The 14,991-nt window shown below is 63.7% G+C and carries 12 protein-coding genes; 9 read left to right on the top strand and 3 right to left on the bottom strand.

What is annotated here, in order from left to right; all coding sequences use genetic code 11:
• Window positions 1-27: 27 nt before the first annotated feature.
• From dapC to map, 3 genes are read right to left on the bottom strand one after another with little or no spacing between them, the layout of a single operon-like run.
• Window positions 28-1,224 carry a succinyldiaminopimelate transaminase gene (gene dapC, locus ACXHGZ_RS16000; RefSeq protein ID WP_480460555.1) on the bottom strand — a complete coding sequence of 399 codons (1,197 nt, stop codon included), beginning with the start codon at window positions 1,222-1,224 and terminating at the stop codon, window positions 28-30.
• A gap of 22 nt (window positions 1,225-1,246) precedes the next feature.
• Window positions 1,247-3,949, bottom strand: a complete 2,703-nt coding sequence (locus ACXHGZ_RS15995) for a [protein-PII] uridylyltransferase (protein WP_480460554.1) — start codon at window positions 3,947-3,949, stop codon at window positions 1,247-1,249.
• A 36-nt stretch (window positions 3,950-3,985) separates the two neighbouring features.
• Complete coding sequence (gene map, locus ACXHGZ_RS15990) at window positions 3,986-4,768, bottom strand: type I methionyl aminopeptidase (RefSeq protein WP_084854356.1); 783 nt, start codon at window positions 4,766-4,768, stop codon at window positions 3,986-3,988.
• Window positions 4,769-5,115: 347 nt separating this feature from the next.
• On the opposite strand from map, the gene rpsB reads away from it, so the two are divergent.
• From rpsB to bamA, 9 genes are all read left to right on the top strand, one after another.
• The gene (gene rpsB, locus ACXHGZ_RS15985) at window positions 5,116-5,853 is read left to right on the top strand and encodes a 30S ribosomal protein S2 (protein WP_196144838.1); all 738 of its coding nucleotides are present in this window, start codon (window positions 5,116-5,118) and stop codon (window positions 5,851-5,853) included.
• 185 nt (window positions 5,854-6,038) lie between these two features.
• Complete coding sequence (gene tsf, locus ACXHGZ_RS15980; protein WP_084854360.1) at window positions 6,039-6,902, top strand: translation elongation factor Ts; 864 nt, start codon at window positions 6,039-6,041, stop codon at window positions 6,900-6,902.
• A 180-nt stretch (window positions 6,903-7,082) separates the two neighbouring features.
• The gene (gene pyrH, locus ACXHGZ_RS15975) at window positions 7,083-7,826 is read left to right on the top strand and encodes a UMP kinase (RefSeq protein ID WP_084854362.1); all 744 of its coding nucleotides are present in this window, start codon (window positions 7,083-7,085) and stop codon (window positions 7,824-7,826) included.
• Window positions 7,823-8,380 carry a ribosome recycling factor gene (gene frr, locus ACXHGZ_RS15970; protein ID WP_084854363.1) on the top strand — a complete coding sequence of 186 codons (558 nt, stop codon included), beginning with the start codon at window positions 7,823-7,825 and terminating at the stop codon, window positions 8,378-8,380. The genes pyrH and frr overlap by 4 nt, the downstream gene beginning before the upstream one ends.
• A 16-nt stretch (window positions 8,381-8,396) precedes the next feature.
• A complete protein-coding gene (gene uppS, locus ACXHGZ_RS15965; protein ID WP_084854365.1) occupies window positions 8,397-9,152 on the top strand; it encodes a polyprenyl diphosphate synthase in 756 nt (251 codons plus the stop codon).
• The gene (locus ACXHGZ_RS15960) at window positions 9,152-9,967 is read left to right on the top strand and encodes a phosphatidate cytidylyltransferase (protein WP_480460553.1); all 816 of its coding nucleotides are present in this window, start codon (window positions 9,152-9,154) and stop codon (window positions 9,965-9,967) included. The genes uppS and ACXHGZ_RS15960 overlap by 1 nt, the downstream gene beginning before the upstream one ends.
• On the top strand, window positions 9,964-11,154 hold the full coding sequence (gene ispC, locus ACXHGZ_RS15955) for a 1-deoxy-D-xylulose-5-phosphate reductoisomerase (RefSeq protein ID WP_084854369.1): 1,191 nt from the start codon (window positions 9,964-9,966) through the stop codon (window positions 11,152-11,154). Before ACXHGZ_RS15960 ends, ispC begins: the two co-directional genes overlap by 4 nt.
• Window positions 11,155-11,200: 46 nt before the next feature.
• Window positions 11,201-12,553: an RIP metalloprotease RseP gene (gene rseP, locus ACXHGZ_RS15950; protein WP_480460552.1), complete on the top strand. Its 1,353-nt coding sequence runs from the start codon at window positions 11,201-11,203 to the stop codon at window positions 12,551-12,553.
• A 79-nt stretch (window positions 12,554-12,632) separates the two neighbouring features.
• On the top strand, window positions 12,633-14,984 hold the full coding sequence (gene bamA, locus ACXHGZ_RS15945) for an outer membrane protein assembly factor BamA (RefSeq protein WP_480460551.1): 2,352 nt from the start codon (window positions 12,633-12,635) through the stop codon (window positions 14,982-14,984).
• Window positions 14,985-14,991: the final 7 nt, after the last annotated feature.

Below are 14,991 nucleotides of genomic sequence, written 5' to 3'. Positions count from 1 at the left end.
TGGGGCGCAAAGCGCCCCCTGATGCCATCAGCGGCTTTGCAGGAATGCGCGAATCCGCTCGGAGGCCTCGATGCACTCGGCCAATGGTGCGACCAGCGCCATGCGCACCCGGCCCGCGCCCGGGTTCACGCCATCGACTTCACGCGACAGGTACGATCCTGGTACCACGGTCACATGCTGGGCTTCGAACAGGTCACGGGTGAAATCGGCATCGCAGCCGGGCACCTTGGCCCACAGGTAGAAACTGCCGTCCGGGCGCTGCACGTCCATCACCGGCTGGAGAATTTCCAGGACTGCGTCGTACTTGGCCCGGTACTGGTCGCGGTTTTCACGCACATGGGCCTCGTCCTGCCAGGCGGCGATGCTGGCCAGCTGGGTTTGCACCGGCATGGCGCAACCGTGATAGGTGCGATACAGCAGGAACGGCTTGATGATCGAGGCGTCGCCGGCGACGAAGCCCGAGCGCAGGCCCGGCAGGTTGGAGCGCTTGGACAGGCTGTGGAACACCACGCAACGCTTGAAGTCGCTGCGGCCAAGCTCGGCACAGGCACTCAGCAGGCCCGGAGGCGGGGCATCTTCGTCGAAATACAGCTCGCTGTAGCACTCGTCGGCGGCGATCACGAAATCATGCTCGTCGGCCAGGGCGATCAGCTTCTTCAGCGTGTCCATCGGCACCAGGGCGCCGGTGGGGTTGCCCGGGGAGCACAGGAACAGGATCTGGCAGCGCTGCCAGACTTCGGCCGGTACGGCATCGAAGTCCGGGTTGAAGCCGTTGCTTTCCAGGCATGGCAGGTAATGCGGGGTGGCGCCGGCCAGCAGGGCCGCGCCTTCGTAGATCTGGTAGAACGGATTGGGGCTGACCACCAGGCCGTCATCGGCGCGGTTGACCACGGCTTGGGTGAAGGCGAACAGCGCCTCGCGGGTGCCGTTGACCGGCAGGATGTGGCGGTCGGCATCGAGCCAGCCGGCCGGCACGCCGAAGCGGCGTTCGCACCATTGGCCGATGGCCTGGCGCAGCGCGGGCAGGCCGATGGTGCTCGGGTACACCGCCAGCTTGTCGAGGTTGTCGGCCATGGCCTTGGCGACGAACGCCGGTGATTCATGCTTCGGCTCGCCGATCGACAGGGCGATGGCGCGTTTGTCCGCCGCAGGCTTCACGCTGCCCAGCAGGGCACGCAGTTTCTCGAACGGGTAGGGCTGAAGCTGGGTCAGGGCATGGTTCATCGGCGCAGGGTCTCGTCAATCGTTAGAAGGTCACGCGGGTGGTGCTGGTGTCGCTGGCCTGGCCAGCCTGCAGCTGCTTGATGATCGCTTCCTGCAGGCGCAGGCACAGCTGGGGGTCCGACAGCGGCTGGTTGTCGGCGTCGGTGATGAAGAACACGTCCTCCACCCGTTCGCCGAGGGTGGCGATCTTGGCGTTCTGCAGCGACAGGTCGAACTCCAGGAAGATGCGCCCGATCCGCGCCAGCAGGCCGGGGCGGTCGGGTGCGGTGATTTCCAGGATGGTCACCGGCCGCTGGGCATCGTTGTGGATGGTCACCTGTGGGGCGAAGGTGAAGTGCTTGAGCTGGCGCGGGACCCGACGCTGGATGATGGTCGGGTAGTCCTCCGGGTTGCGCAGGGCCTCGGTCAGGCCGTCGCGGATCTGCTTGACCCGCTGCGGGTTGTCGCCGATCGAGCCGCCGTCGTTGTCCAGGACGATATAGGTGTCGAGGGTGAACTGGCTGCTGGAGGTGATGATCCGCGCGTCATGGATGTTCAGGTTGAGCTGGGACATCGCGGCCACGGTCACGGCGAAGAAGTCGTGCTGGTCGGGGGCATAGATGAAGATCTGCGTGCCGCCCTCGAACTCGCGCTGGGTGGTTTCCTTGATCAGTACCAACGGGCCACCATCGGCCGGCTGCTGGAGGATCGCGTCGCTGTGCCAGGCTACGTCGGCAGCGGTGTGCTTGAGGAAGTAGTCGTCGCCCAGTTGGGCCCACAGCTGTTCCACATCGTCCGGGTCGATGCCTTCGCGCACCAGGATATCCAGCGCAGCGGTCTGTGTCTGGCGGATCTGCTCCTCGCGGTCCAGCGGGTTCTCCAGGCCGCGGCGCAGGGCGCGCTTGGTCTCGGTGTAGAGCTGGCGCAGCAGGCTGGCACGCCAGGAGTTCCAGAGGCTGGGGTTGGTGGCGTTGATGTCGGCCACGGTCAGCACATAGAGGTAGTCCAGACGGGTCTCGTCGCCCACGTGCAGGGCGAAGTCGTTGATCACCTGCGGGTCGGAGAGGTCCTTACGCTGGGCGGTGGTGGACATCACCAGGTGGTTCTGGACCAGCCAGACGATCAACCGGCTGTCCCACGCCGGCAACTGGTGGCGCGCGCAGAAGGCCTGCGCATCCACCGCACCCAGCTCGGAGTGGTCGCCCTGGCGGCCTTTGCCGATGTCATGGTAGAGGCCGGCCAGGTAGATCAGCTCGGGTTTGGGCAGGCGCCCCATGAGCTTGCTGGCCAACGGGAATTTCTCCGAGACCGGGGTGTACTGCAGCTTGCGCAGGTGCTTGATCAGGTTGAGGGTATGGGCATCGACCGTATAGATGTGGAACAGGTCGTGCTGCATCTGCCCGACGATCAGGCCGAACTCCGGCAGGTAGCGCCCGAGGATGCCGTAGCGGTTCATCCGCCGCAGGTTGCGGTGGATGCCGATCTCGCACTTGAACAGTTCGATGAACAGGCTGGTATTGCGGATATCGTTGCGGAACGTGTCGTTGATCAGGTGGCGATGTTCGCGCAACTGACGCACGGTATCGGCTCGCACGCCCTTGATCTCCGGGTGCTGGGCCATCAGCACGAAGATTTCCAGCATGGCGAACGGGGTGCGCTTGAACACGGCCGGGTTGGCCGTCTCGATGTAGCCGTCATGCAGCCGGAAGCGTGCATTCAACGGCTGGGTGGTGCTACTGGCATCATCGGCGAGGATGACCTCCTCGAAGTGCTGGATGATCAGGTCGCACAGCTGGCTGATGCTCATCACCACCCGGTAGTACTGGGTCATGAACTGCTCGATCGCGCGCTTGGGGTTCTCGTCGCCGTAGCCGAGCAATGCGGCGATGCTGCGCTGGTGGTCGAACAGCAGGCGGTCCTCGGCGCGCCCGGCGAGCATGTGCAGGGCATAGCGCACCCGCCACAGGAACGCCTGGGAGGAGGCCAGCAGCTCGTTCTCGCTCTCCAGCAGGAAGCCTTCGTCGGCCAGGGCGTGGAGGTTGAGGGTGCCGTACTGGCGGCGGGCCACCCACAGAACGGTCTGGATATCGCGCAGGCCGCCCGGGGAGCCCTTGACGTTGGGCTCGAGGTTGTATTCGGTGTCGTTGTACTTGTGGTGGCGAGCCTTGAGTTCGGCGCGCTTGGCCAGGAAGAACTCCTTGCTCGGCCACATATGTTTGGTGCTGGTGACATCCAGCATGCGTTGGCGCAAGGCCTCGGGGCCGGCGATGGTGCGGCTTTCCATCAGGTTGGTGATCACCGTCAGGTCGGCCTTGGCCTGTTCGGCGCATTCCTCGACGGTGCGCACGCTCTGGCCCACTTCCAGGCCGATGTCCCACAGCAGGGTAAGGAAGCGTTCGATGGCATCGCGGTACTGCTCGTGCTCGGCGCTGTCGAGCAGGATCAGCAGGTCGATGTCAGACCAGGGGTGCAGTTCGCCACGGCCGTAGCCGCCGACGGCGACCAGGGCGATGCCGGCCTGGTCGCGCCAGTCGAACTGGTTCCAGGCCTGTTGCAGGATATTGTCGACGAACCAGGCGCGATCCTCGATGAGCGGGCGGATCTCGCCGCCTTCGCGAAAGCGCCGATCGAGCACCGCGCCGGCCTGGCGGATGGCTTTCTTGAAGGCAGCGATGGGGCTTGCCTTGAGCGCCAGTTCCGCCTGGAACTGGCCACGGTCGAACAGCTCGGGATCCACCTGGGGCATCGAGTCGCGTTCCTGTGTTGTTGGCCCTGGGGCGGGTCAGGCCGAGGTGCGCGGCAGGGTGTCGTCCTTGCGCAGGGTGAAGATCTCGTAGCCGGTGGCGGTCACCAGGATGGTGTGCTCCCACTGGGCGGACAGCTTGCGGTCCTTGGTGATGGCGGTCCAGCCGTCGCCCAGTACCTTGGTGTCGGCCTTGCCCTGGTTGATCATCGGCTCGATGGTGAAGGTCATGCCTTCCTTGAGTTCCATGCCGGTGCCGGCGCGGCCGTAGTGCAGTACCTGCGGCTCTTCGTGGAACACCTTGCCGATGCCATGGCCGCAGAATTCGCGTACCACCGAGAAGCCGTTCTTCTCCGCGTGCTTCTGGATCACCTCGCCGATATCGCCCAGGCGGCAGCCCGGCTTGACCAGTTCGATGGCCTTGTACATGCATTCCTGGGTGACCTTGGACAGGCGCTCGGCCCAGGGCGCAACGGTACCGACGTGGAACATACGGCTGGTATCGCCGTGGTAGCCGTCCTTGATCACGGTGACATCGATGTTGAGGGTGTCGCCATCCTTGAGCGGCTTCTCGTTGGGGATGCCATGGCAGACCACGTGGTTGATCGAGGTGCAGATCGACTTGGGGAAGCCTTTATAGTTGAGCGGCGCCGGGATCGCCTGCTGGACGTTGACGATGTAGTCGTGGCAGAGGCGGTCGAGCTCCTCGGTGGTGACGCCGGGCTTGACGTGTTCTTCGATCATCTCGAGGACTTCGGCGGCCAGGCGGCCGGCGATGCGCATCTTCTCGATGTCTTCTGCGGTCTTGATGGTGACGGTCATACAGGCTCTCTACGGCGCCCTGGGGGCGCGAACAAACGGGAAAGGCCGGATTCTAGCAGAGCGGGGCGTCAATCTGTGGGGATAAAGGCGCAGGTTCTGCTGTCTAGTCAGTAGGCAATTCTGGCGCGATTGCCCACAGGCTGCAAAAGCCGCTGACGGACGAGGCATCATCCGGGTTCCGTTCGCCCGCGGTCTGTGGTATAAAATGCGCCGCTTTCGGGGGAGGTCCCCGGAAGCCTTAACCCACACACGTGTCGACACGATGACCTGGGTGCCCCAAGCTCGCGAGCCTGTGGGTTGGTCATTGGGATACGTGGAGGCCCAACCCGACTTATCAAGGAACTATCATGTCCCAAGTCAACATGCGCGATATGCTGAAGGCCGGTGTGCACTTCGGCCACCAGACCCGTTACTGGAACCCGAAAATGGGCAAGTTCATTTTCGGCGCGCGCAACAAGATCCACATCATCAACCTGGAAAAAACCCTGCCGATGTTCAACGACGCTCTGTCGTTCGTCGAGCGCCTGGCCCAGGGCAAGAACAAGATCCTGTTCGTCGGCACCAAGCGTTCCGCTGGCAAGATCGTCGCCGAGCAAGCTGCTCGTTGCGGTTCGCCATACGTTGACCACCGCTGGTTGGGCGGCATGCTGACCAACTACAAGACCATCCGTGCTTCGATCAAGCGTCTGCGCGACCTGGAAACCCAGGCCGAAGATGGCACCTTCGCCAAGCTGACCAAGAAAGAAGCCTTGATGCGCAGCCGCGACCTGGAAAAACTGGATCGCAGCCTGGGCGGTATCAAGGACATGGGTGGCCTGCCTGATGCACTGTTCGTCATCGACGTCGAGCACGAGCGCATCGCTATCACCGAAGCCAACAAGCTGGGCATCCCGGTCATCGGTGTTGTCGATACCAACAGCAGCCCGGAAGGCGTTGACTACGTCATCCCAGGCAACGACGACGCCATCCGCGCCATCGAGCTGTACATGACTTCGATGGCTGACGCCGTCATCCGCGGCCGCAACAACGTTGCCGGCGGCACCGAAGTCTACGCTGAAGAAGCGGCTGCACCTGCTGCCGAGTAATTGACGCCCGGCGTCTACTTGGCACGCAAAAAGGGGGCTAGGCCCCCTTTTTGCCACCTTGAAATCCTGCTGTCAGCACCTTTGCGCATCATGGGGCTGCTGAAGTGACAGCAGTGGATTTGCAGAATTGAACGCCCGTGACGAGCGGGTGGAATGGTTGAAAAACTTTCCAAGAGGATTTTGAAATGGCAGCAATTACTGCAGCGCTGGTCAAAGAACTGCGCGAGCGTACCGGCGAAGGCATGATGGACTGCAAGAAGGCCCTGGAAAAGGCCGGCGGCGACATCGAAAAGGCCATTGATGACATGCGCGCTTCCGGCGCCATCAAGGCCGCCAAGAAGGCTGGCAACGTTGCCGCCGAAGGCGCCATCGCAGTCAAGACCGACGGCAAGTCCGCTGTCCTGCTGGAAGTGAACTCGCAGACCGACTTCCTGGCCCTGCAAGACGACTTCAAGAACTTCGTTGCCGACAGCCTGGAAGAAGCCTTCGCCCAGAAGCTGACCGATGCCGCTCCGCTGATCGCCTCGCGCGAAGCTGCTCGTGAAGCCCTGGTCGCCAAGTGCGGCGAAAACGTCAACATCCGTCGCCTGGTGCGCGTTGAAGGCGACGTCGTCGGCGCCTACCTGCACGGCAACAAGATCGGCGCTGCTGTCGTCCTGAAGGGCGGCGACGTCGAGCTGGCCAAGAACATCGCCATGCACGTTGCAGCTTCGAACCCTGAGTTCCTGGATTCGTCGGAAATCTCCGCCGAGGCCATCGAGCGTGAGAAGAACGTCTTCCTGCAGCTGAACGCCGACAAGATCGCTGGCAAGCCGGAAAACATCGTTGAGAACATGATCAACGGTCGTATCACCAAGTTCAAAGCCGAAGCTTCGCTGAAAGAGCAAGCCTTCGTCATGAACCCGGAAGTCAAGGTTGGCGAACTGGCCAAGAAAGCCGGTGCTGAAATCGTTTCCTTCACCTACTTCAAGGTCGGCGAAGGCATCGAGAAGCCGGTTGACAACTTCGCTGAAGAAGTTGCCGCCCAGGTAGCTGCCGCCAAGCAGTAAGACAGCCCCGTCTGTCGCCCCAAAGAGGCTGCCCGCTCACGCGCGCAGCCTCTTTGTCAAAACGGATGCGGGTTTACCCCTCGCGCATCCGCTGGCGCTGAAGCAGCGCCACGCTACAGTTAGCAGGCTGCAAACAGCCCGCACGAATTTTCTAAATGTACGCCCCAGGAGAAACTCGCAATGGCCCAGCAGGTGAGTGGTCGCCAACCTCGCTATAAACGCATTTTGCTCAAACTTAGCGGCGAGGCCCTGATGGGCTCGGAAGAGTTCGGGATCGACCCGAAGGTACTGGACCGCATGGCCCTGGAAGTCGGCCAGCTGGTCGGCATCGGCGTCCAGGTCGGCCTGGTGATCGGCGGCGGCAACCTGTTCCGCGGTGCAGCGCTCAGCGCCGCCGGCATGGACCGTGTCACCGGCGACCATATGGGTATGCTGGCCACCGTGATGAATGCCCTGGCCATGCGTGACGCCCTGGAGCGTTCGAACATCCCGGCGCTGGTCATGTCGGCCATTTCCATGGTTGGCGTTACCGACCATTACGACCGCCGCAAAGCTATTCGTCACCTCAACTCCGGGGATGTGGTAATTTTCTCCGCCGGTACCGGCAACCCGTTCTTCACCACCGACTCCGCTGCCTGCCTGCGCGCCATCGAGATCGATGCCGACGTGGTGCTGAAAGCGACCAAGGTCGATGGTGTGTACACTGCCGATCCATTCAAGGACCCGCACGCCGAGAAGTTCGATCACCTGACCTACGACGAGGTCCTGGATCGCAAGCTCGGTGTCATGGACCTGACCGCAATCTGCCTGTGCCGCGACCACAAGATGCCATTGCGGGTATTCAACATGAACAAGCCTGGCGCCCTGCTGAACATCGTGGTGGGTGGCGCTGAAGGTACTCTGATCGAGGAAGGCCAAGCATGATCAACGACATCAAGAAAGACGCGCAGGAGCGCATGGGCAAGTCCATCGAGGCCCTGGCTCGCAACCTGGCGGCGATCCGTACCGGTCGCGCCCACCCAAGCATCCTGGACAGTGTCAAGGTCCCGGCCTGGGGGAGCGAGATGCCGCTGAACCAAGTGGCTGCTATCACCGTCGAGGACGCCCGTACCCTGAAGATCGTCGCCCACGACAAGAACCTCAGCGCCGCCATCGAGAAGGCCATCCTGACCTCCGACCTGGGCCTGAACCCGTCCAGCGCAGGCACCACCATCCGTGTGCCGATGCCGGCCCTGACCGAGGAAACCCGCAAGGGCTACACCAAGCAGGCCAGCGGCGTCGCCGAGGACGCCAAGGTGGCTGTGCGCAACGTGCGTCGCGATGCACTGGCTGACCTCAAGAAGCTCACCAAGGACAAGGAAATCAGCGAAGACGAAGAGCGTCGTGCCGCGGACGAGATCCAGAAGCTGACCGACAAGTTCGTCGCTGAAATCGATGCTGCGTTCAAGGCCAAGGAAAAGGACCTGATGGCCGTCTGAGGCCGGGGTTTCTTTCATGGAAAAGACCAAGCCAGCGGCATCGCCTTCGGTGCCGCGTCACGTCGCGATCATCATGGATGGCAACAACCGCTGGGCCAAGCGACGCCTGCTGCCCGGCGTCGCCGGGCACAAGGCCGGTGTCGATGCGGTTCGTGCGGTGATCGAAGTCTGCGCCGAGGCCGGGGTCGAGGTGCTGACCCTCTTCGCCTTCTCCAGCGAGAACTGGCAGCGGCCGGCCGATGAGGTCGGTGCGCTCATGGAGCTGTTCTTCACGGCCCTGCGCCGCGAGGCCAAGCGCCTGAACGAGAACAAGATCAGCCTGCGCATCATCGGCGACCGCTCGCGCTTCCACCCCGAGCTGCAGGCCGCCATGCGCGAAGCCGAGGCCCTGACCGCCGGCAACGACCGCTTCATCCTGCAGATCGCCGCCAACTACGGTGGCCAGTGGGACATCGCCCAGGCGGCGCAACGCCTGGCGCGTGAAGTCCAGGCCGGCCACCTGCGTCCCGAGGACATCACCCCGGGCCTGTTGCAGACCTGCCTGGCCACAGGCGACCTGCCGTTGCCCGACCTGTGCATCCGCACCGGGGGCGAACATCGCATCAGCAACTTCCTGCTGTGGCAGCTGGCCTATGCCGAGCTGTACTTCTCCGACCTGTACTGGCCGGACTTCAAACACGAGGCCATGCGTACCGCCCTGGCCGATTTCGCTTCGCGCCAGCGCCGCTTCGGTAAGACCAGCGAGCAGGTCGAGGCTGGAGCTCGTGCTTAATGCTTAAACAACGCATCATTACCGCGCTGATCCTGCTGCCGGTCGCGCTGGGTGGCTTCTTCCTGCTCAACGGCGGGGATTTCGCCCTGTTCATCGGCCTGGTCGTCACCCTCGGCGCCTGGGAATGGGCGCGCCTGGCCGGGCTCGTCGCCCAGCCGTTGCGCCTGGCCTATGCGGCGGTGGTCGCCGGGGCGCTGATGCTGCTTTACCTGATGCCCGACCTGGCGCCCTGGGTCCTCGGCGCCTCGGTGATCTGGTGGGGGCTGGCCACCTGGTTGGTGCTCACCTACCCACGCAGCAGCGAGCTGTGGAACAGCGCGGCCTGTCGCCTGCTGATCGGGCTGCTGGTACTGCTGCCGGCCTGGCAGGGCCTGGTGCTGCTCAAGCACTGGCCGCTGGGTAACTGGCTGATCCTGGCGGTCATGGTGCTGGTGTGGGCCGCCGATATCGGTGCGTACTTCTCCGGTCGAGCCTTCGGCAAGCGCAAGCTGGCGCCGCAGGTCAGCCCTGGCAAGAGCTGGGAGGGTGTCTATGGTGGCTTGGCGGTGAGCCTGCTGATCACCCTGGGCGTGGGCCTGGCCCGCGACTGGAGCATCGGCGATGTGCTGCTCGGCCTGCTGGGCGCAGCGATCGTGGTGATGTCCTCGGTGATCGGTGACCTGACCGAGAGCATGTTCAAGCGCCGCGAAGGCATCAAGGACAGCAGCAACCTGCTGCCCGGCCATGGTGGCGTGCTCGACCGCATCGACAGCCTGACCGCGGCGATCCCGATGTTCGCCGTACTGCTCTGGGCTGCCGAATGGGGTGTGATGTGAGCCATCCGCAACGTATCACGGTGCTGGGTGCCACCGGTTCCATCGGCCTGAGCACCCTGGACGTCATCGCGCGCCACCCGGAGCGTTACCAGGTGTTCGCCCTGAGCGGCTATTCCCGCCTCGATGAATTGCTGGCCCTGTGCGAGCGGCACCGCCCGGCCTATGCCGTGGTGCCCAGCGCCGAGGCTGCTGCGCGCTTGCGCGACGGCCTGGCGAGTGCCGGTTGCACCACCGAGGTGCTGGAAGGGGAGGCCGGGCTGTGCCAGGTCGCCTCGGCGCCGGAGGTGGATGCGGTGATGGCGGCCATCGTCGGTGCCGCGGGCCTGCGCCCGACCCTGGCGGCCGTGGAGGCGGGCAAGAAGGTGCTGCTCGCCAACAAGGAAGCGCTGGTGATGTCCGGCGCGCTGTTCATGGACGCTGTACGGCGCAGTGGCGCCGTGTTGCTGCCGATCGACAGCGAGCACAACGCGATCTTCCAGTGCCTGCCTGCCGACCATGCTCGCGGGCTGGCCCAGGTCGGCGTGCGGCGCATCCTGCTGACCGCTTCGGGCGGGCCGTTCCGCGAGACACCGGCCGCGGCGTTGGCCAATGTCACGCCAGAGCAGGCGTGTGCCCACCCCAACTGGTCCATGGGGCGCAAGATCTCGGTCGACTCGGCGAGCATGATGAACAAGGGTTTGGAGCTCATCGAAGCCTGTTGGTTGTTCGATGCGGCGCCGGCCAAGGTCGAGGTGGTGGTCCACCCGCAGAGCGTCATCCATTCGCTGGTGGACTATGTCGATGGTTCGGTGCTCGCACAGCTGGGCAACCCTGACATGCGCACGCCGATCGCCAATGCCCTGGCCTGGCCGGAGCGCATCGACTCGGGGGTTGCGCCGCTGGACCTGTTCACCATCGCCCGCCTGGACTTCCAGGCCCCCGACGAGCAGCGCTTCCCCTGCCTGCGCCTGGCGCGCCAGGCGGCTGAGGCGGGCAACAGCGCACCGGCCGTGCTCAATGCGGCCAACGAAGTGGCCGTGGAGGCATTTCTCCAGCGGCGTATCCGCTTCCCGGAGATCGCGGGTATGATCGAACAGGTGCTCGACCAGGAACCCGTGGTACCGTTGCCTTCGCTGGAGGCGGTATTCGCCGCGGACCAGCGGGCCCGGGAACTGTCCCGGGAGTGGTTGAGGCGTCACGGTTACTGATGTCCGCGAGTTCCAGGGATGGGCTGAACGTCATTCGGAGACAGGTATGACAGCGCTCTACATGATAGTCGGCACCCTGGTCGCCCTGGGTGTGCTGGTCACCTTCCACGAATTCGGCCATTTCTGGGTGGCCAGGCGCTGTGGCGTCAAGGTGCTGCGCTTCTCCGTGGGGTTTGGCACGCCGTTGCTGCGCTGGCACGACCGCCACGGCACCGAGTTCGTGGTGGCAGCCATCCCCCTGGGTGGCTACGTCAAGATGCTCGACGAGCGCGAAGGCGAAGTCCCGCCTGCGTTGGTCGACCAGTCTTTCAATCGCAAGCCGGTGCGCCAGCGGATCGCCATCGTCGCGGCCGGCCCTGTGGCCAACTTCCTCCTCGCCCTGTTGTTCTTCTGGGTCCTGGCCATGCTCGGTACCCAGCAGGTGCGCCCGGTGATCGGTGCCGTCGAGGCGGGCAGCCTGGCGGCTTCCGCAGGCCTGGCCGCTGGTCAGGAAGTGGTATCCATCGACGGCGAACCGACCAATGGCTGGTCTGCGGTCAACCTGCAACTAGTCCGTCGTCTTGGCGAAAGCGGCACCCTCAAGGTTGGTGTCATCGAGCAGGGCGGTACGCTGGAGCGCCAGCATGAAATCACCCTCAGCCAGTGGCTCAAGGGCGTGGACGAACCGGACCCGATCCAGTCCTTGGGGCTGCGCCCGTGGCGCCCGGCCATTGCGCCGGTGCTGGCCGAGATCGACCCGAAAGGCCCGGCCGCCGCTGCCGGGCTCAAGACCGGTGACCGGTTGCTGAGCCTCGATGGCGTTGCCCTGAACGATTGGCAGCAGGTGGTCGACAGCGTTCGCGCCCGCCCCGAGGCCAAGGTGCAGCTGCGCGTGGAGCGCGACGGTGCCCAGCTCGAGGTCCCGGTGACCTTGGCCCGGCGCGGCGAAGGGCAGGCTTCCGGCGGGTACTTGGGGGCAGGCGTCAAGGGTGCCGAATGGCCCGCCGACATGCTCCGCGAAGTCAGCTACGGGCCGCTGGATGCCGTTGCCCAGAGCCTGTCGAGAACGTGGAACATGAGTGTCCTGACCCTCGAATCGCTGAAGAAAATGCTGTTCGGGGAGCTCTCGGTAAAAAACTTGAGTGGACCGATAACCATTGCTAAAGTGGCGGGCGCTTCAGCCCAGTCGGGCGTGGGGGATTTCCTGAATTTCCTGGCCTACCTGAGCATAAGCCTGGGGGTTCTTAACCTGCTGCCCATCCCCGTATTGGATGGGGGGCATTTGCTGTTCTACCTGATCGAGTGGGCGCGCGGTCGTCCGCTTTCGGATCGGGTGCAAGGTTGGGGGGTCCAGATCGGTATCAGTTTGGTCATTGGGGTGATGTTGCTCGCCCTGATCAACGATCTGGGTCGACTATAAAAAGCTTCGCTCAATTGCGAACGAACCTGCCGCCTTATCGCGGCAGGTTGTTTATTGCCAGTTGGAATAAAAGGACTTCATGAAACGTCTGCTGCTAACTGCGGTCCTCTCCGCACTGATGATCGCTGAAGTTCACGCCGAGTCCTTCACCATCTCCGATATTCGTGTCAATGGCCTGCAGCGGGTTTCCGCTGGCAGCGTGTTCGGTGCCCTGCCCCTGAACGTGGGCGACCAGGCCGACGATCGGCGCCTGGTGGAGTCTACCCGCTCGCTGTTCAAGACCGGCTTCTTCCAGGACATCCAGCTGAGCCGCGACGGCAATGTCCTGATCATCAACGTGGTCGAGCGCCCGTCGGTGTCGAGCATCGAGATCGAAGGCAACAAGGCGATCAGCACCGAAGACCTGATGAAGGGCCTGAAGCAATCGGGCCTGGCCGAAGGCGAGATCTTCCAGCGTGCCACCCTCGAAGGCGTGCGTAACGAACTGCAGCGCCAGTACGTGGCCCAGGGCCGCTACTCGGCCGAGGTCGACGCCGAGGTGGTGCCGCAGCCGCGCAACCGCGTCGGCCTGAAGATCAAGATCAACGAAGGCACCGTCGCCGCGATCCAGCACATCAACATCGTCGGCAACAATGTCTTCGACGACGAGGAGCTGGCCCAGCTCTTCGAGCTCAAGACCACCAACTGGCTGTCCTTCTTCAAGAACGACGACAAGTACGCCCGCGAGAAGCTCTCCGGTGACCTGGAGCGCCTGCGCTCCTACTACCTGGACCGCGGCTACATCAACATGGACATCGCTTCGACCCAGGTTTCCATCACCCCTGACAAGAAGCACGTCTACATCACCGTCAACATCAACGAAGGCGAGAAGTACACCGTCCGTGACGTGAAGCTCTCCGGCGACCTGAAAGTGCCTGAAGACCAGGTCAAGTCGCTGCTGCTGGTGCAGCCGGGCCAGGTGTTCTCGCGCAAGGTGATGACCACCACCTCCGACCTGATCACCCGTCGCCTGGGCAACGAAGGCTACACCTTCGCCAACGTCAACGGCGTGCCGCAGCCGAACGATGAAGACCACACCGTCGACATCATGTTCGTCGTCGACCCGGGCAAGCGTGCCTACGTCAACCGCATCAACTACCGCGGCAACACCAAGACCGAAGACGAAGTGCTGCGCCGCGAAATGCGCCAGATGGAAGGCGGCTGGGCTTCGACCTACCTGATCGACCAGTCCAAGACTCGCCTCGAGCGCCTGGGCTTCTTCAAGGAAGTCAACGTCGAGACCCCGCCGGTGCCAGGCACCGACGACCAGGTCGACGTCAACTACAGCGTCGAAGAGCAGGCCTCCGGCTCCATCACCGCAAGTGTCGGTTTCGCCCAGAGCGCGGGCCTGATCCTTGGTGGCTCGATCAGCCAGAGCAACTTCCTGGGTACCGGTAACAAGGTGTCCGTCGGCCTGACCCGTTCGGAATACCAGACCCGCTACAACTTCGGTTTCGTCGACCCCTACTGGACCGCCGATGGCGTCAGCCTGGGCTACAACGCCTTCTACCGCAGCACCGACTACGACGACCTCGATGTCGACGTGGCGAGCTATGCGGTGGACAGCCTGGGGGCCGGTGTCAGTGTCGGCTACCCGATCAGCGAGACCTCGCGCCTGACCTTCGGCTTCAACGTGCAGCAGGACAAGATCAAGACCGGCCGCTACACCGTCGACGAGATCTTCGACTTCCTGGACCGTGAGGGCGACGACAGCTTCCTGAACTTCAAGGCGTCGGCCGGTTGGTCCGAGTCCACCCTGAACAAGGGCGTGCTGGCGACCCGTGGTCATTCCCAGAGTCTGACCGCCGAAGTCACCACCCCGGGCAGCGACCTGTCGTTCTTCAAGCTCGACTACCGTGGCCAGCTGTTCAAGCCGATCAACAACGACTACACCCTGCGCCTGCACACCGAGTTGGGCTATGGTGATGGTTTCGGCTCTACCGATGGCTTGCCGTTCTACGAGAACTACTTCGCCGGTGGCTTCAACTCTGTCCGTGGCTTCAAGGACAGCAGCCTGGGCCCACGCAGCACCCCGAGCGACGGCACCAAGCCAGGTACCGAGCGCGACCCGGACCAGGATCCACTGCCGTTCGGTGGCAACGTCCTCGTGCAGGGTGGTGTAGAACTGCTGTTCCCGCTGCCGTTCGTCAAGGACCAGCGTTCCCTGCGTACGTCCGTGTTCTGGGACGTGGGTAACGTGTTCGACACCAACTGCGGCAACCAGCCTGACTGCGAGAAGGTCGGCTTCTCGGGCATGGCCAGCTCCGTCGGCCTGGGCGTCACCTGGATCACCGCGCTGGGCCCGTTGAGCTTCAGCCTGGCGATGCCGGTGAAGAAGCCGGACGACGCCGATACCCAGGTGTTCCAATTCTCTCTGGGCCAGACCTTCTAAGGTCGGC

This window comes from Pseudomonas shiyinii, from assembly GCF_056725765.1.
The sequence above is the reverse complement of the archived record's forward strand: the minus strand, read 5'-3'. Positions and strand labels throughout refer to the sequence as shown.

Bases quoted from the DNA above. Each gene is read 5' to 3' on its own strand.
- map (WP_084854356.1), bottom strand. From the start codon at position 4,768: ATGACCGTCACCATCAAGACCGCAGAAGACATCGAGAAGATGCGCATC.
- pyrH (WP_084854362.1), top strand. From the start codon at position 7,083: ATGGCCCAGCAGGTGAGTGGTCGCCAACCTCGCTATAAACGCATTTTG.
- tsf (WP_084854360.1), top strand. From the start codon at position 6,039: ATGGCAGCAATTACTGCAGCGCTGGTCAAAGAACTGCGCGAGCGTACC.
- uppS (WP_084854365.1), top strand. From the start codon at position 8,397: ATGGAAAAGACCAAGCCAGCGGCATCGCCTTCGGTGCCGCGTCACGTC.
- rseP (WP_480460552.1), top strand. From the start codon at position 11,201: ATGACAGCGCTCTACATGATAGTCGGCACCCTGGTCGCCCTGGGTGTG.
- rpsB (WP_196144838.1), top strand. From the start codon at position 5,116: ATGTCCCAAGTCAACATGCGCGATATGCTGAAGGCCGGTGTGCACTTC.
- ACXHGZ_RS15995 (WP_480460554.1), bottom strand. From the start codon at position 3,949: ATGCCCCAGGTGGATCCCGAGCTGTTCGACCGTGGCCAGTTCCAGGCG.
- dapC (WP_480460555.1), bottom strand. From the start codon at position 1,224: ATGAACCATGCCCTGACCCAGCTTCAGCCCTACCCGTTCGAGAAACTG.
- frr (WP_084854363.1), top strand. From the start codon at position 7,823: ATGATCAACGACATCAAGAAAGACGCGCAGGAGCGCATGGGCAAGTCC.
- bamA (WP_480460551.1), top strand. From the start codon at position 12,633: ATGAAACGTCTGCTGCTAACTGCGGTCCTCTCCGCACTGATGATCGCT.
- ACXHGZ_RS15960 (WP_480460553.1), top strand. From the start codon at position 9,152: ATGCTTAAACAACGCATCATTACCGCGCTGATCCTGCTGCCGGTCGCG.